Consider the following 16972-nt stretch of genomic DNA (forward strand, 5'->3'; position numbering starts at 1 on the left):
GTCGGATGAGCGTTCGACGGAAGCTGCTGGCCGGATACCTGGTGGTGGCCTGCCTTGTCGTCGCCACCGCGGCGACCGCCTGGTTCTCCGGCATGTACTCGGCGCGGCACGCCGCCGCCAAGGAGGCCGCCCAGGTCGCCCGGGGCATCGGCAAGGACATCGCCCTCGGGCTGCCGATCGACACCCCGGGCGAGCAGACCGCCCCGCTCTACCAGAGCGCGAGGTCGCTGGCCAATTACATCGAGCGGCTGCACGACACCCAGCACCGGGACGTCGTCGCGGTCGACAAGAACAAGCGGATCCTCGGCGACGCGGTGCCGGAGAACGTCGGCTCGGTCTTCGACCACGACACCGGCGACGAGATCGGCCGGACCATCGCCGACGGCGAGTCCCGGATCTTCGTCGAGGAGAGCGTCGACTACCCGGCCGGGATCAAGCAGGTCGTGGTACCGATGCAGAACGCCGCCGGGCGCACCATCGGGGCGGTCGTCCTGGAGTACACCCCGCTCTACAACCAGATGCTCGCCTCCGCGCGGCGCGCCCAGCTCGTCATCCTCGTCGTCGCCGCGGTCGCGTTCCTGCTGGTCATCGTCCTCGGGCACCTGCTGGCCCGCTCGCTCACCCGGCGGATCACGTCGCTGACCACCGCGGTCGGCGTGGTCCGCACCGGCGACTACTCGCACCGGGTGCCCGGCGAGCCCGGCTCCGACGAGATCGGCCGGCTCGCGGTCGCCTTCAACGAGATGGCCGAGCAACTGGACTCCTCGGCCCGGGAGATCCTGGCCAAGGAGTACACCGACAGCATCCTGGCCAACGCCGGCGAAGGCATCTGCGGCGTCGACCCGGACGGGCGGATCGCGTTCGCCAACGCGGCCGCCGGGCGGATCACCGGCCTCGGCGTGACCGGGCTGCTCGGCCGGGAGGCCACGACCGTACTGCCGGACGCCGGGGACGGGCTGACCCCGGGCACCCGCGAGGTGACCCTGGAACGGCCGGACGGCACGAGCGTGCAGGTCGAGTACACGGCCAGCGAGATCGCGAAGGGCGGGCGCCCGATCGGTGCGGTGGTCGTGCTCCGGGACGTCAGCCGGCAGCGCGCCCTCGAACACGACCTGCGCCACCAGGCCCTGCACGACGGGCTGACCAACCTGCCCAACCGCAAACTGCTGCTCGACCGCCTCGAACACGCGCTCGCCCGGGCCCGGGCCACCGGCGGGCCGCTCGCCGTGCTCTACCTCGACCTCGACGGATTCAAGCGGGTCAACGACAGCCTCGGCCACAACGCCGGTGACCTGCTGCTGCGCACCGCGGCCGAACGGCTCACCCACGCGCTGCGGCCGCAGGACACCGTGGCCCGGCTCGGCGGGGACGAGTTCGCCGTACTGCTCGAGGACGCCGACCCGGAAACCGTCGAACACCTCGCCCGGGAATGCCTGACCGTGCTGTCCCGGCCGTTCCTGATCCACAACCGGGAATCGCTGGTCTCGGTGAGCATCGGCGTGGTGCCCGACGCGGCCCGCTACGCCGACGCCGACGAGGTGCTGCGCAACGCCGACGTGGCCATGTACGCGGCGAAGGAACAGGGCAAGAACCGGTTCCTCACGTTCGAGACCCAGATGCACGAGCAACTGCTGAACCGGCTCGACCAGGAAGCCCGGCTGCGCGACGCCGTGCACCGGGGCGAACTGCGGCTGCACCTGCAACCGGTGGTCGGTGTACCGGCCGGGCAGATGGCCGGGGCCGAGGCCCTCGTCCGCTGGCAGGACCCGGAACAGGGACTGCGGATGCCCGGCTCGTTCATCCCGCTCGCCGAGGAGACCGGCGCGATCGTCGACATCGACCGATGGGTGCTGTTCGAGGCGTGCCGCGCGGTCAAACGCTGGCAGGACGACGACCCGGCCACCGCGCCGGCCTGGGTGAGCGTCAACCTCTCGGCCGCGCACCTGGAGGTGCCGGACCTGACCGACCAGGTGGCGTACGCGTTGTCCAGCACCGGGCTCTCGGCCCACTGCCTGGTGCTGGAGCTGACCGAGACCGTGCTGATGCGGGACCTGGCGGTCACCTCGGTCCGGTTGGAGGAACTGCGCGAGCTGGGCGTCAAGATCGCGATCGACGACTTCGGGACCGGGTACTCGTCGTTGGGGTACCTGCGGGACATCCCGGTCGACGTTCTCAAGATCGACCGGTCGTTCATCGACGGGATGGCCGGGAACGGGCGACAGCAGGAACTCGTCAACGCGGTGATCCAGCTCGGTCACACGCTGGGGCTGCGGGTGGTGGCCGAAGGGATCGAGGACGCCTCGCAGTTGAGCCTGCTGACCGTGATGGGGTGCAAGTTCGCGCAGGGGTATCACCTGGGGCGGCCCGAGCCGGCCGAAGCCCTGATCACCCGCCTGTCGACGCCCACCCTGCACGCCTGACCCGTCTCGGCCGCGAAGCACCACTGGGCGCCGGCCCGCGGGGCGGGCCGGGTGCCAAGCGGTTCATCACGATCGTGGAGGCACTGCTGAGGTCCCAGCCGCCGGGAAAGGGCGGGACTCCGGGGGTGTTTCCGCACGCCCGAGGCACCCCGGGGAACCAGCCGGCCCCGCCCTCCCGGGCTGATCGGGTGAGCGGGGCCGGGGTTCCGGTTCGTCCGGTGCCGGATCCGGGCCGGCCGGACCTTTGTTCAGTTCTGGACGAAGACCGAAACTGTACGCGCCGGGACTGTGAACGTGCCGGTCGCCGCCGCGAACGAGGCCGTGCGGACCACCGGGTCGGCCGAGGACTGCTGTACCGGGTGCAGCGCGACCTTCGCGCCGGCCAGCGACGGCACCTTCTGCGTGGCCGCCGAGGCCGTGGCGTTGAAGACCACGGTGATCGACTTCCACTTGCCGTCGAGGCCGCGCGTGTCCAGCGTCATCGTGATCACGCCGGGCGTCTCGTCCTTGCCGGAGAGCGGGAACGCCACCCGCTGCTGCACCTGGGAACCGGTGGCCAGGCCGAAGACCGGCGACGACTTCCGGATCCTCAGCAGCTCCTGGTAACGGTTGTCGGCGAGGCTGATCGCCGCGCAGTCCGGTGTGAGGGCCGGATCGGCGAGCAGCGGCTTGGCGTACTTCCACTTCGACTGGTTGTCGGCGGCGGGCGGCAGTCCCTTGCCGAAGCCGTTGCCGCGGGTGCAGTCCCATTCGATCTCGTTGAACCAGTCCCCCGAGTTGAACGAGTTGCGGTCCAGCGACTTCGAGCGCAGCCGTTCACTGCCCGCGGTCACGAACCCGAGACCCTGCCCGAGCACGGTGGTCGCGAGCGCCACCGACTGGGCCCGGGCCCGGTCGGTCGCCGAGGTCGACGGCGGCAGCTTGTACGCCAGGGCGTCGTAGAGGATCTCGTTGTCGTGCGCGTCGACGTACGTGATCGCCTCGTCCGGCGCCGCGGTGTACCCGGCCGGCGAGCCGTTGTAGTCGACCTGCGACCCGGTGACCGTGGCGCCGCTGGAGTCGACGAAGCGGTAACCGGAGAGGTTCCCGGTCAGTCCGACCTTGATCAGATCCTGGTAGCGGAGCAGCCGGGCCTTGTCGTCGGCCGAGGTGCTCTCGGCCAGCCCGGACGCGAAGCCCTGGATCCGCGGGTCGTCGTCGAACGGGCCGCCGCCACGGACCGCGTCCCGGAGCCGGTCGTTGAACGTGCCGATCCCGGTGCCGGCCAGGTTCACCTGCGTGGCCTGCACGAAGCGGGCGTTGCCGGCCACCTCGCCGAAGTTCCAGCCCTCGCCGTAGACGTAGATGTTCTTCCCGTCGACGCCGTCGCGTCCGAGGGTGAGCTTGTCCAGCGCCTTGCGGACGGCCAGGATGTTGGCCTTCGGGTGGTGGCCCATCAGGTCGAAGCGGAACCCGTCGACCTTGTACTGCTTGGCCCAGGTGACGATCGAGTCGACGACCAGCTTGCCCATCATCGCGTTCTCCGGCGCGGTGTTGGCGCAGCAGGTCGAGTCGGCGACCGTACCGTCGGCGTTCAGCCGCTGGTAGTAGCCGGGCACGATCTGGTCGAGCACCGACTTGTCGTCGACGCCGGCCGCCGCGGTGTGGTTGTAGACGACGTCCATCACCACGCGCAGGCCCGCGTTGTTGATCCCGGCGACCATGGTCCGGAACTCCTTGGTGCGGCCGGCCGGGTCGACGGCGTAGCCACCCTCGGGCACCGTGTAGTGCAGCGGGTCGTAACCCCAGTTGTAGCCATCTTTGTCCGCCACCGCTCCGACGCAGGCCTGCTGCTGATCGGAATCGGACGGGTAGGACGCCAGGTCACAGGCGGGCCGGGCCTGGTCGGCCCGGTTCTCGGGGATCGTCGCGAAGTCGAACACCGGCAGCAGGTGCAGGTGTGTGACGCCGGATCTGCCCAGGTCGGCCAGGTGCTTCAGGCCGGCCGAGTTGCCCGTGAAGGCCTCATAGGTGCCCCGCCGGGCGGCGGGAACGGACGTGTCGGCGATGGAGAAGTCGCGCACCGACAGCTCCTGGATCTGGATCTTGGCCGGCGCCGTGGCGGCCGGCTTCTTCAGAGAGCTCCACCCGGCCGGCGCCAGCTTCGGGTCGGACAGGTCCAGGAACTGGCTCAGCTTCGAGTCGGTGGACAGCGCCACCGAGTACGGATCGGTCACCGATGCGGTGACGATCTTGTCGACGGCCGGCTGCCAGGCGGTGACCCGGAACTTGTAGTACTTGCCGTAGTCGCCGCGCGGCACCGGCAGGGACCAGACCCCGGTCCGGTTGTCCCTGGTCATCGGCTTGAGCGTGGCGCTCGACCCGACCGCGTCGTAGACCTCCAGCTCGACGTCGCGAGCCGTCGGCGCCCAGACCGACACCCGACCGTTGACGTAGCCGAGATCAGAATCGGTCGCCGCGGTGTAGACGTCGTCGAGCACGCCCGCGGTCTGCACTCCGGTCGCCGCGAGCAGCTTGCCGCTGGTGTCCCGCTCGGTGACCACGACCTGGCCCCGCAGGATGTCCGGCACGTTCTTCGCGTCGAGCTGGAACGCCCCGTACTGCCAGAGGTGCGGGAATCTCGCCCGCTGCGCCTCGGTCAGACCGGTGCGCTGCGAGGTCAGCGGGACGGACTGATAGGAACCGGTCAGCTCGCCGTCGGCGACGCCGATCCCGCCGGTCGCCGAGTACACCAGGGTGTAGACCTTGCCGTCGGTGCCCGCACCGACCGGCTGCAGCGTCGTGCCGGTGCCGGTCTTCCAGGCGATCGTCGACCGGTCCATCCAGACCGCCGACTCCTTGGTCACGTCGGCCGACCCGCCGCCGCCGACGGTCTTGACCAGCGGCAACAGCCGGGTTTCCTGCCCGGCGAGCAGCCAGACCTCGTGTCCCGACTCGGCGAAGGTGAGCCGCTGGTCGGTCGGCAGATCCTTGGTGTCGCCGTTGTGGATGAGGTAACTCAGCCCGGCCGCGCCCTCGGCGAGAGGAACCTCGAAGACCGCGCCGTACGCGTCGAACCGCGCCGGCTTCAGCGGACTGCCCCAGTCCGTGCCGGTCGCCGCGCCGTCCCAGACGTGCAGCCCCCAGCCGTCGTAGTTCCCGTCCGCCTTACGCCAGTGGACGACCGCTTTCGACTGGTCCTGCGTGACCGCCGGCGGCGTGGTGTAGACCGCCGGGTCGCCCTGCTTGAGCCACACCTCCGGGGTCTTCGCCGGGTCCAGTGAACGGTCGGCGTCGGTGTCCTTCACGTCGTCCTTGCCGACCACGATGAAGCCCATGCTCCTGGCGTTCGGCGCCAGCTTGACGTAGGCGAAGCGGCCGTACGCGTCCTCGCCGACGAACGGCTGACCGCTGGGCCAGGTGGTGGACATCGACGGGTCGACGTCACCCCAGGTGTAGAGGCCGTAGTCGTCGTAGCCGCCGGCCGGGCGCTGGTAGTGCACGATCGCGTAGCCGACGGTGGACGCGGCCACCGGCGTACCCACCGTGATGTTCGTCGTCGACGAGGCGAGCCGCCCCTTGCTGTCGCGCACCACCGCTTTGTATCTGACCGGAGTGTTGCCGGCCAGCCCGTCCAGGTCGTGGTAGACCCGGTAGGGCGCCTTGTCAGCGGTGCCCAGCAGCTTCCACGGGCCGTTGCCGACCCGCGCCGCGAAGGTCACCGTGGCGAGCGGGTCGCCGGTGGTCTCGGCGGTGAGCTCGGTGCGCGTGGCCACCGAGGTGCCGGCGGCGGGCTTCAGGGTCACGGTCGGCGCGGCCGGCGTCGCCGGAAGAGCCGACCTCGATTTCAGTACGAGCGTGGACAGCGCCGGCACGGTGATCGTCACCTTGCCGTCGGCTCCCGCCGTCACCGGGGCCGACCCGCCGTAGATGCCGGTGAACGTGGCGCCCGGCGACCCGGTGGCGAAACTGACCGTCTGGGTGGTGGTGGCGTTGTTGGCCGCGACCACGTACTCGGCCCGCTTCGCGGTGTCGGTGCGGGAGACCGCGAAGACGTTCCCGGATGCGTACCGCGTCGTCTGCACCCCGTTGACCAGGGCCGGGTTCGCCTTGCGGAGCTTCGCGAGCGCCGCGATCGTCCGGTAGAGCGGGTGCGACGTGTTGTAGTTGTCGGCCGCGTGGGTGCTGTCGGTGCCGATCAGGTCGTCGTCCAGGTAATCCGCGGACTTGCTGGCGAACATGTCCTGGCGGGCGTCCTTGTCGCCGCCCGGCCCGGTGAAGCCCTGCTCGTCGCCGGAGTAGACGACCGGCTGCCCACGGGTCAGGAACATCAGTTCGTGCGCCAGCTGATCCCGCTTGAGCTGCGTGTCGGCGGTCGCGGCGCTCGCGATGAACGAGCCGATCCGGCCCATGTCGTGGTTGCCGAGGAACGTCGGCAGCCGCTCGGCGCTGGTCGTGGCGGTCGTGTAGAGGTCGTCCTCGGCGTAGACGTTCCCGAGATCAGCGGCGTTGCCGGCGCCGGTGACGAACGCCTGCGCCGCCGCCTGGAACGAGAAGTCCAGCGTGGCGGGGAGCTCACCCTGCCGTACGTAGGTGGATTCGATCTCCTGATCGGCGCTGTAGACCTCGCCGAACATGAAGAAGTCGTCCTTGCCGGCCTTCTTCGCGGCCTTCCGGATGCCCGCCGAGAACTGCGGCCAGAAGTCGAGGTCGGTGTGCTTGACCGTGTCGAGGCGGTAGCCGTCGATGCCGGTGGCGCCGATCCAATCGGCGTAGATCTTCGTCATGCCGCGGACGACCTCGGGGCGTTCGGTCCACAGGTCGTCGAGGCCGTAGAAGTCGCCGTACTCGCTGTTCTCGCCGGAGAACGTGGAGTCGCCGCGGTTGTGGTACATGTTCACGTCGTTGAGCCAGGCCGGGACCTTGACGTTCTTGTCCTCGGCGGCGACCACCGGCGTGTAGGGGTAGCTGCTCGCGTCGACCTTCGGGAAGCCGTTCGTCCCGGTCGCGTAGTTGCGGTCCTCGAAGGGCTGACCCTCGGTGTCCGTATAGGGCGAGGTGCTCTTGTCGATGTACGAGTACTGGTTCTCCCGATACTTGATCACGTCGGCGGTGTGGTTGACGATGATGTCCAGGAAGATCTTCATGCCCCGCTGATGCGCGAGCGTGACCAGCTTCTTCAGGTCGGCATTCGTCCCGAAGTGCGGGTCGACCCGGGTGAAGTCGGTGATCCAGTAACCGTGGTAACCGGCCGAGATGTCGTTGCCGCTGCCCTGCACCGGACGGTTCTTGAAGACCGGCGCGAGCCAGATCGCGGTCGTCCCCAGCCCCTGGATGTAGTCGAGCTTGTCGATCACACCCTTGAGGTCGCCGCCGTGGTAGAACCCCTTGTCGGCCGGGTCGTAGCCGGTCGACAGCCGGTCCCCGGTGAGGCCGCCCCGGTCGTTGGACTTGTCGCCGTTGGCGAACCGGTCCGGCAGGACGAAGTAGTACTGCTCGTTGGTCCCGGCCTGCTGGTCAGCGCCCCAGTTCGCGATGACCGAGGCGCTGGGTTCGGCCGCAGCCGCGGTCGCCTCGGTGGCCGGGACCATGAGAAATGGGAGGAGAAGGCTGAGCAGCGCGGTCCCCCACCGCGATTTACTCGATGCCACTATGCGCCCTTCCGATCAAGAGTTCGTCCATGTCCATACATCAATCGGTGCGGGGTCATCCTTTCACCGCGCCGGCGCTCAGGCCCTCCACGATGTAGCGCTGCAGGTACATGAAGACGCCGACGGTCGGGATCGCGGTGAGCAGCGTGCCGGCGCAGAAGATCCCGAAGTTGGTGTTCCGGTCCGAGCCCTGCACCAGGCCGTAGAGGCCGACCGCGAGGGTCTTCGAGGCGCCGTCCCGCAGGAACAGGTTGGCCAGCAGGAACTCGTTGATCGTGCCGATGAACGCGAGCAGCCCGGCGACCGCGATGATCGGCGAGACCAGCGGCAGCAGGATCCGGAAGAAGATCCCGGTGTGCGAGGCGCCGTCGACCGTGGCCGACTCGTCCAGCTCCTTCGGGACCGTGTCGAAGAACCCCTTCATCAGCCAGGTGTTCACGCCGAGAGCGCCGCCGAGGTAGAGCAGGATCATGCCCCACCAGGTGTTGAAGCCGATCCCGGGCCACAGGTCGGTGATCGTCGAGAAGATCAGGAACAGCGCGACCACGGCCAGGAACTGCGGAAACATCTGGATCAACAACAAGAACAGCAATCCCGTACGGCGACCGGAGAACCGCCGGCGGCTGAACGCGAACGCCGCCAGCGCGGAGAGGAAGATCGAGAGCAGGCTGGCCAGTCCGGCGATCATCACGGAGTTGAGGAACCAGTGCGGGAAGCCGGTGTCCCGGAACAGCCGGGTGAAGTTGTCGAGCGACGCGCCGGTCGGGACCAGCGTGCTCGACGACAGCGTGCCGAGCGGGTTGAGCGCCGCCGACAGCACGAACAGGATCGGCCCGAGCGAGAACAGCACGGCCGGCACCGCGACCAGGTGGCGCCAGCCGGTGTCCGTGAACCACTTCATGCCGACACCTCCGCTGCGCTCCGGCGTCGGCATGAAGTGATTGCCGAGCTCGATGATTCGCCCGTCGGCTCGCTCATGAGTAGACCTCCTCCTGCGCTCGGGTGCGCCGGAAGCCCACCGCGGAGACCACGGCCACGATCAGGAAGATGAAGATCGAGATGGCGGCGGCGAAGCCGTACTGGGCGCCGGAACCACCGAAGGCCAGCCGGTACGTGTAGGTGATCAGCAGGTCGGTGGCGCCCGCGTTCGGGTTGTCGGCCGGGAACGGCCCGCCCTCGGTGGTCAGGTAGATCGCGTTGAAGTTGTTGAAGTTGAACGCGAACGACGAGATCAGCAGCGGCGTCAGCGCGACCAGCAGCAGCGGCAACTTGATCGCCCGGAACGCCTGGAACGGCCCGGCGCCGTCCACCCTGGTGGCGTCGGTCAGCTCGGCCGGGATCGCCTGCAACGCCCCGGTGGTCACCAGGAACATGTACGGGTAGCCGAGCCAGAGCTGCACCAGCAGCACCGCCAGCTGCGCGGTGATCGGCGTGCCGAGCCAGTCGACGTGGGTCCCGAACACGCTGTTGATCAGGCCGAAGTCGGTGTTGAACATGTCCCGCCAGACCAGCAGCATCGCGAACGACGGCATGGCGTAGGGCAGGACCATCAGGATCCGGTAGAGCCCGCGGAAGCGCATCCGGGTCGACTGCAGCGCGATCGCGCAGAACATGCCGAGCAGGAACGTGCCCCCCGTCGACCCGATCGCGAACAGGAAGTCCCAGATCAGCGTGCCGAGGAACGACGACGCGATGGTGTCGTCGGTCAGCACCCGGGTGAAGTTGGCCAGCCCGACGCCGACCTTCCACCCCTGGGCGAGCCGGTCACCGTCAGCGGCGATGAACGCGCCCTCGTCCTCGTCCGCTTTCCACACCTTGCCGGTGGTGGTGTCCTTGATGCTGTCGGTCACAGGATCAAAGGCACGAAGAGCCTTTCCCTCGTACGCACGTGTCAGTCCCGCCGATCGGATGGCGCCGGCCGCGGTCGGCACCGCCAAGTCGGTGATCTCCTGGCTGCGCGCGCTCGCCTGCCCGGCGGTGAGGACGGTGTAACCGGACGGCGGGTTCCCGTCGGCCGGTTTCAGCCCGCTCTCGTCACCGACCGACACCTGCCCGGTCCTCGGGTCGGTGATCAGGAACGCCAGCGCGTCGCCCTTGGTCAGGATCCTCAGCTGGTACTCGGTGGAGCCGGGCACCCGGGTGACCGAGGCGGTCTGGATGGCGGTGATCGCCTCGGCCTTGCTGCCCCGGTGACCGTCACCGAAGTTGGTGAACGCCGTGCCCGCCGTGTAGAGCACCGGGAAGATCTGGAACACGACCAGGAAGATCGTGCCCGGGACCAGGTACTTCGCCGGGATGTACCGCGGCGACAGGTACAGGTGGAGCAGCCCGGCGGTGGTCGCGGCCAGGACGCCCAGACCGATCCAGTGCTCGCCCTCGGCCAGCGGGAAGGCGGCCCAGACCGCGGTCGCGACGACCAGGCCGAGCAGCACGATCTTGACGATCAGGCCGGTCGGCGTCGCGCTCCGCACCGGCGTGTCGTCCTCGGGGGCGGGAAGGGCCCGCGTCGAGGCGGGCCCTTCGAGCTGCGTCGTCATTACTTGGTGATCGCGGCCGAGATGGTCTTGGCCGCGGCGTCGACCGTCGGCTTGGCGTCGGCGCCACCGATGACGGCGGCCTCGGCCTTGCCGAACGGCTCCCAGATGGCGGCCATCTCGGGGATCGCCGGCAGCGGGATGGCGTTCTTGCCGGCCTCGGCCCACTTCGCCACGTCCGGGTCGCTGCTCTTGACCGAGTCCAGCACGCTGGTCAGCGCCGGCGGGCGCGGGTCGGCCTGGTAGAGAGCGGTCGCCAGCTCCGGCGTCGTCACGTAGTTGGTGACGAACTCCTGCGCGAGCGCCTTGTTCTTGCCCTTGGCCGCGACGTAGAAGGTCTGCACGCCCAGGAACGGGGTGGCCTCCTTACCGCCCTTGAACGGCGGGACAGCGGTGATGTCGTACTTGATGCCGGCCTTCTTGGCGTCCGCGGTCGCCCACGGGCCGGAGACGAGGAACGCGCACTTCTTGCCGGTGAAGGTGGCGACCGCGTTGTCCGGGGTGATCGAGCGCTTCAGGGCGCCGTCACCCTTCTCGCCCAGCGCGCGCAGCTTCTCGAACGCGGCGACCGAGCCCGGCTTGCCGACCCCCAGGTCCTTGGCGTCGTAGTCGCCGCTGGAGGTGGTGCCGAACAGGTAGCCGCCGGCCGAGGCGTACAGCGGGTACGCGTGGTAGGCGTCGCCGGTCGGGCCGGACTGCAGGCAGAGGATCTCCGAGGCCTTCTTCTCGGAGACCAGCTTCTTGCCCTGCGCGACCAGGTCCTCGATGGTGGCCGGGGCGCTCGGGGCGAGGTCGGTGTTGCGGATCAGCCCGATGTTCTCGGTCGCGTAGGGGACGCCGTACGTCTGGCTGTTGAAGGTCACGGCCTTCAGCGCGCCCGGCTGAAGTCCGGTCTTCTGCGCGTCGCTGAGCTGCACCGGGTCGATGGCGCCGTTCTGCACCAGGTTGCCGATCCAGTCGTGCGCGCCGACCATCACGTCCGGGCCGCTGCCCTGCTGGGAGGCGGTGAGGAAGGTGGTCTGCTGGTCCTTGGAGATCGCCTGGATCTTGACGGTGACGCCGTTCTCCTGGCCGAACTTGTCGGCGAACGGCTTGAGGGCGGCCGAGCGTTTGTCGTCGGCCCAGATCACGAGCTCGCCGCCGGCGGCGGCCTTTTCGGCGGACGGGCTGCTGGCCGGCGTCTCTTCGCTGTCGCCACAGGCGGCGGCGCCGACCAGGCAGAGCATGCTGGCCGCGATCACTCCGGCGGTGCGGATGCGCATGGTGAAGCTCCCGTTCTCATACGGATTCAGCGCTACGAAAGGGATGACCTGGGCGCGGACATGGCTCGGCGCCCACAAGATCGGTAAGGTGTCGTCCTTGTTGCGGGGACGTTAGCAAGCTCTTGCAGTCAATGGAAGAGCTTGCAGATCGCTGACCGGAAACGGCGCGGCACTACAGTGACACCATGCGTGCACGGATGGCGGACATCGCCCGTCAAGCCCAGGTCAGCGAGGCGACGGTCTCTCGCGTCATCAACGACCGCCCCGGCGTCTCCGCCGAAACCCGGCAGGCGGTCCTCACCGCCCTCGATGTGCTCGGCTACGAGCGCCCCGAGCGCCTGCGCAAACGCAGCGCAGGCCTGGTCGGCCTCGTCGTGCCCGAGCTGGACAACCCGATCTTCCCCGCGTTCGCGCAGGTCATCGAGTCGACGCTGGCCCAGCAGGGGTACACGCCGGTGCTCTGCACCCAGTCACCGGGCGGCGTCACCGAGGACGAGTACGTGGAGATGCTGCTCGACCGCCAGGTCTCCGGCATCGTCTTCGTCTCCGGCCTGCACGCCGACACCACCATGGACGTCGAGCGCTACCACCGGCTGATCGAGCGGCCGCTGCCGATCGTGCTGGTCAACGGGCACACCGACGGCATCGCCGCCCCGTTCGTCTCCTGCGACGAGCAGATGGCCGGCGACCTCGCCGTCGGGCATCTCGCCTCGCTCGGCCACCGCCGCATCGGCATGATCTCCGGGCCGCACCGATTCAGCCCGGTCCAGCGCAAGCTCGCCGGTTACCGGGCCGCCATCCAGCGCGAACTCGGCATCCCCGGCTCCGAGGCCGACGACCTGGTCGAGCTCACCCTCTTCGGCGTCGAGGGCGGCGAGGTCGCGGCCGAGCGCCTGCTCAACAAGGGCGTCACCGGGATCATCTGTGGCTCCGACCTGATGGCGCTCGGCGCGATCCGAGCCGCCCGGCGGCGCGGGATGGACGTGCCCGGCGAGGTCTCGATCATCGGCTTCGACGACTCGCCGCTGATGGCGTTCACCGACCCGCCGCTGACCACGCTGCGCCAGCCGGTGGCGGCGATGGCGGTGGCCGCGGTCCGGTCGCTGGTGGACGACATCAACGGGCACGGTTCACCCAGGTCGGAGTACCTTTTCCGGCCTGAGCTGGTGGTGCGTAACTCGACGGCGATGGCGCCGGCGCGGCGGGCCCTGACCGCGGACATCTCGGCCGCCTGACCGATCCTCGGCGGCGGCGCCCCTGCCGCCGCACTCGCGCGGCCCGCTCGCCGCGGCCTGCCCGGCCGCCGGACCACTCGCGCCGTCACGCTGCGCCGCACGCCGCACCGGCCATGCGGCTGTTCCGTGAGCGGTCCCGCGGCGGCGCACCTCTCCGGCCGCGGCAACTCTGCCGGTTTGTTCCTGGTCAGACCCGTTTACGGCGGTAGCGGTGCCAGAACTGCACCCGGCTCCGGTCCGGACTTCGCCCGCTCGCACGGCCGACACTGGAAGAAACTTGCTGCAATTTCTTGCACAGTTTGCGACCCGAGCACGCGGATACGCTCAGGAGAGCGTGTTCTTGGACTCGTTCATGCGGACGGCGTCCGTGCAGGTTGCGGCGGTCTCGCCGGAAATGCTGCCGAGAATCGGCGACGCATCCGGTCATCGGCCGCAAGGACATGCGGGCTTCTTGCAATCCTGATCAAGACGACCCGGCCACGAGCGTCACTCTTCGCCACTTTCTCCGATGTGAGCCATGCCACTTCGGCGCCGCGTTACCGTAGATCGCGAACACGCCGGCCGCGTCGCGGGACAGCAGCCCGTGCCGCACCCGGCGGCTGCCCCTCGACCGGCAGCGAGATCAATCGCAGGGACCGCGCCGGCCGCCAGGACTCCTCCGGGGCGAAACGGGCCACGGATCGTCGCAGCGCGACACGTCGAACTCCGGGCCGTCAGCCGAGCGGGGGCGCGGGCGGCCCGTCGTCGTGGAGGGCTCGCTGAACCACCCAGTACACCTGATCGACGGTGAGGCCGTAACGGAAGGCGATCGCGTTCACGTCGTGGCCGTCCGCATACTCCGCGACGATGGCGTCCTCGTTCGGGAACGGGGGCGGCTGCGCCGGGAACCCGTAGGCGGGCGGCGCGTAATAACCCTGGACGGGCGGCTGAGTGGCCGGCGGTGGACCGGGCGGAGGGGGTGGCGGCGGGTAGTAGCCCTGAGCCGGTGGTGGCGGCGGGTAGTAGCCCTGAGCCGGCGGCGGCGCGTAGTAGCCCTGAGCGGGCGGGTAGTCGCCCTGAGCCGGCGGCGGCGCGTAGTGGGGCGCGGGCCGGCCGGTGGGGCCGACCTCGCCCTGGACCACGGCATACACCTGCTCGACGCTCAAGCCGTAGCGCGCGGCGATCGCCTCGACGGGGTGACCGTCGCCGAACTCGGCGACGATGCGGTCCGCCCAGCTCGCATCTGATTCGGTCACGTTCGTCAAGCTACCCTCCGCGCGCTACCGCCGTACTGCGGCAATCGCGGCCGCGACCAGAGGCGGACCGCGAGTCGGAAGATCAGCTCAGCCAGGTGGTCAGATTCCGCAAAGCGGTGCGGATCTCCGGAATCGGGACGAACTCCTCGTCCGTGTGGGCGAGCAGCGGGTCACCGGGCCCGTAGTTCACCGCGGGAATCCCCAGCGAGGCGAAGCGGGACACATCCGTCCAGCCGAGCTTGGCCTGCGGCGCCCGGCCGACCAGCTCGACGAACTCCTTGGCGGCGGGCCGGTCGAGGCCGGGCCGCGCGCCCGGGGCCCGGTCGGTGACCTCCAGCTCGAAGCCGGCGAAGACCTCGCGCAGGTGGGCCTCGGCGGCGTCGGTGTCCCGGTCCGGCGCGAAACGGTAGTTGACGAAGATGGTGCACAGGTCCGGGATGACGTTGCCGGCGATGCCGCCCTCGATCTTCACCGCGTTGAGGCCCTCGTGGTACTGCAAGCCGTCGACGATCGGCTGCCGCGGCTCGTAGGCCCGCAGGATGTCGAGGACGCCACCGGCGGAGTGGATCGCGTTGCTGCCGCGCCACGAACGGGCGGCGTGCGCGGCGACGCCGGGCACGGTGATCTTGACGCGCATGGTGCCCTGACAGCCGCCCTCCACGGTGCCGTCGGAGGGCTCGCCGAGGATCGCGAAGTCGCCGGCCAGCCACTCCGGATGGTTGCGGACGAGCCGGCCCAGGCCGTTCAGCGCGGCGGCGACCTCCTCGTGGTCGTAGAAGACATAGGTGACGTCGTAGCGCGGCGCGGTGAGAACAGCGGCAAGCTGGAGCATGACGGCGACGCCGGCCTTCATGTCGACGGTGCCGCGGCCACGGAGGGTCTCGCCGTCCTCGACGACGGGCAGATTGTCGGCGATCGGCACGGTGTCCAGGTGACCGGCGAGGACCACGCGGGTCGGGCGGCCCAGGCTCGTCCGGGCGACCACGGCATCACCGTCGCGCAGCACCTCCAGGTGGGCGAAGCCGCGCAGCGCGGCCTCGACGGCGTCGGCAAGCTGCTTCTCGTCGCCACTGACCGAGGGGATGTCGCAGAGGACGCGGGTGAGGGCGACCACGTCGCCGGTGAGATCGAGATGAGCCATGATGCAACTTTATCAGACGTCAGGTATTATTATGCACGAGCTACAGTCAGCGGGAAGTTCCGAACGATCAAGGAGTGGGTGTGCCGGAGAGTGACGAGCCGACAAGGCTCTGGGGTGCGCGGTTCGCCGGTGGGCCGGCGGAGGCCCTGGCCCGGCTGAGCGTCAGCGTCCAGTTCGACTGGCGCCTGGCGCCGTATGACCTGCTCGCCTCCCGAGCCCACGCCCGCGTCCTCGCCAACGCCGGCCTGCTCGACGCGGAGGAACTGGGCAAGATGCTGGCCGCGCTCGACGACCTGGAGCAGGCGTGCGCGACCGGCGAGTTCCGCCCCACCGTCGAGGACGAGGACGTGCACACCGCCCTCGAGCGCGGCCTGCTGGAGCGCCTCGGGGCGCTCGGCGGCAAACTGCGCGCCGGCCGGTCCCGCAACGACCAGGTCGCCACCGACCTGCGGCTCTACCTGCGTGACCACGCCCGCGGCGTGGCCGTCGCGCTGATCGAGCTGGCCGACGCGCTCACCGAGCAGGCCGCCCGCAACGTCGACACCCCGGCGCCCGGCATGACCCACGTGCAACACGCGCAGCCGGTCAGTTTCGGTCACTGGCTGCTGGCCCACGTGCAGCCGCTGCTGCGCGACCTGGAGCGTCTGCGGGACTGGGACGTGCGGACCGCGATCAGCCCCCTCGGCTCCGGCGCGCTGGCCGGCTCGTCCCTCCCGCTCGACCCGGCCGCGGTCGCCAAGGAACTGGGCTTCTCCGCCCCCGCGCCCAACTCGATGGACGCCGTCGCCGACCGTGACTTCGTCGCCGAGTTCCTCTTCACCACCGCCCTGATCGGCGTCCACCTGTCCCGCCTCGGCGAGGAAGTGGTCCTCTGGACGTCCACCGAGTTCGGCTGGGTCGAGCTCGACGACGCGTTCGCCACCGGGTCGTCGATCATGCCGCAGAAGAAGAACGCGGACATCGCCGAGCTGGCCCGGGGCAAGAGCGGGCGCCTCATCGGCGGCCTGGTCGCGGTGCTGACCATGCTCAAGGGCCTCCCTCTGACGTACGACCGGGACATGCAGGAGGACAAGGAGCCCGCCTTCGACGCCGTCGACACGCTGGAACTCCTGCTCCCGGCGCTGGCCGGCATGATCTCCACGATGACCGTCCGGGTGGACCGGCTCGCCGCCGCCGCTCCGGTCGGCTTCTCGCTGGCCACCGAGGTCGCCGACTGGCTCGTCCGCCGCGGGGTGCCGTTCCGGGACGCCCACGAGATCACCGGCAAGCTGGTCGCCCTCTGCTCCGCGCGCGAGTGCGAGCTGGAAGACCTGACCGACGAGGATCTGACGACGGTCAGCGACCACCTGGACCCGTCGGTGCGCGAGGTGCTCTCGGTGTCGTCGGCCCTCGCGGCCCGCACGACGCCGGGCTCGACCGGGCCGGGGCCGGTCCGCGATCAGCTCGCGACCGTGCAGCACAAGCTGGACACCTGGCGGCAGTGGGCGGTGGAGAAAGCAGTTCCGCGCTGACCTC

At 69.7% G+C, this 16972-nt stretch carries 9 protein-coding genes; 3 read left to right on the forward strand and 6 right to left on the reverse strand.

The genetic code is table 11. The features are described 5' to 3' along the window. Positions 1 to 5 precede the first annotated feature (5 nt). The gene (locus ACH442_RS25265; protein ID WP_396340572.1) at positions 6 to 2420 is read left to right on the forward strand and encodes a putative bifunctional diguanylate cyclase/phosphodiesterase; all 2415 of its coding nucleotides are present in this window, start codon (positions 6 to 8) and stop codon (positions 2418 to 2420) included. Positions 2421 to 2668: 248 nt separating this feature from the next. Here ACH442_RS25265 and pulA read toward each other — a convergent pair whose 3' ends face one another. The 4 genes from pulA to ACH442_RS25285 all read right to left on the reverse strand — a co-directional run bounded on the left by pulA (position 2669) and on the right by ACH442_RS25285 (position 11846). After that, positions 2669 to 7990, reverse strand: coding sequence for a pullulanase-type alpha-1,6-glucosidase (gene pulA / locus ACH442_RS25270; RefSeq protein WP_396340775.1), 5322 nt, complete (start codon positions 7988 to 7990; stop codon positions 2669 to 2671). Between the two features lie 115 nt (positions 7991 to 8105). Next, positions 8106 to 8951: a sugar ABC transporter permease gene (locus ACH442_RS25275; RefSeq protein WP_396340573.1), complete on the reverse strand. Its 846-nt coding sequence runs from the start codon at positions 8949 to 8951 to the stop codon at positions 8106 to 8108. A gap of 73 nt (positions 8952 to 9024) precedes the next feature. Beyond that, positions 9025 to 10587 (reverse strand): ABC transporter permease subunit, encoded by a 1563-nt coding sequence (locus ACH442_RS25280; RefSeq protein WP_396340574.1) that lies wholly within the window; start codon positions 10585 to 10587, stop codon positions 9025 to 9027. Further along, on the reverse strand, positions 10587 to 11846 hold the full coding sequence (locus tag ACH442_RS25285) for an extracellular solute-binding protein (protein WP_396340575.1): 1260 nt from the start codon (positions 11844 to 11846) through the stop codon (positions 10587 to 10589). Before ACH442_RS25285 ends, ACH442_RS25280 begins: the two co-directional genes overlap by 1 nt. 185 nt (positions 11847 to 12031) lie before the next feature. Between ACH442_RS25285 and ACH442_RS25290 the strand changes: the two genes are divergently transcribed. Continuing rightward, the gene (locus ACH442_RS25290; RefSeq protein ID WP_396340576.1) at positions 12032 to 13081 is read left to right on the forward strand and encodes a LacI family DNA-binding transcriptional regulator; all 1050 of its coding nucleotides are present in this window, start codon (positions 12032 to 12034) and stop codon (positions 13079 to 13081) included. 713 nt (positions 13082 to 13794) lie between these two features. Here the strand turns inward: ACH442_RS25290 and ACH442_RS25295 are convergent. Continuing rightward, a complete protein-coding gene (locus tag ACH442_RS25295) occupies positions 13795 to 14316 on the reverse strand; it encodes a hypothetical protein (protein ID WP_396340577.1) in 522 nt (173 codons plus the stop codon). Positions 14317 to 14398: 82 nt separating this feature from the next. Continuing rightward, on the reverse strand, positions 14399 to 15457 hold the full coding sequence (dapE, locus tag ACH442_RS25300; protein ID WP_396340578.1) for a succinyl-diaminopimelate desuccinylase: 1059 nt from the start codon (positions 15455 to 15457) through the stop codon (positions 14399 to 14401). Between the two features lie 74 nt (positions 15458 to 15531). Between dapE and argH the strand changes: the two genes are divergently transcribed. Then, entirely contained in the window at positions 15532 to 16968 is a 1437-nt protein-coding gene (gene argH / locus ACH442_RS25305) for an argininosuccinate lyase (RefSeq protein ID WP_396340579.1), read from the forward strand. Positions 16969 to 16972 lie beyond the last annotated feature (4 nt).

The sequence above is a fragment of the Actinoplanes sp. NPDC020271 genome (assembly GCF_044388125.1).
Classification (GTDB): Bacteria; Actinomycetota; Actinomycetes; order Mycobacteriales; family Micromonosporaceae; genus Actinoplanes.

Bases quoted from the DNA above. Each gene is read 5' to 3' on its own strand.
- ACH442_RS25285 (WP_396340575.1), bottom strand. From the start codon at position 11,846: ATGCGCATCCGCACCGCCGGAGTGATCGCGGCCAGCATGCTCTGCCTG.
- ACH442_RS25265 (WP_396340572.1), top strand. From the start codon at position 6: ATGAGCGTTCGACGGAAGCTGCTGGCCGGATACCTGGTGGTGGCCTGC.
- dapE (WP_396340578.1), bottom strand. From the start codon at position 15,457: ATGGCTCATCTCGATCTCACCGGCGACGTGGTCGCCCTCACCCGCGTC.
- pulA (WP_396340775.1), bottom strand. From the start codon at position 7,990: ATGGTCCCGGCCACCGAGGCGACCGCGGCTGCGGCCGAACCCAGCGCC.
- ACH442_RS25290 (WP_396340576.1), top strand. From the start codon at position 12,032: ATGCGTGCACGGATGGCGGACATCGCCCGTCAAGCCCAGGTCAGCGAG.
- ACH442_RS25280 (WP_396340574.1), bottom strand. From the start codon at position 10,587: ATGACGACGCAGCTCGAAGGGCCCGCCTCGACGCGGGCCCTTCCCGCC.
- ACH442_RS25275 (WP_396340573.1), bottom strand. From the start codon at position 8,951: ATGAAGTGGTTCACGGACACCGGCTGGCGCCACCTGGTCGCGGTGCCG.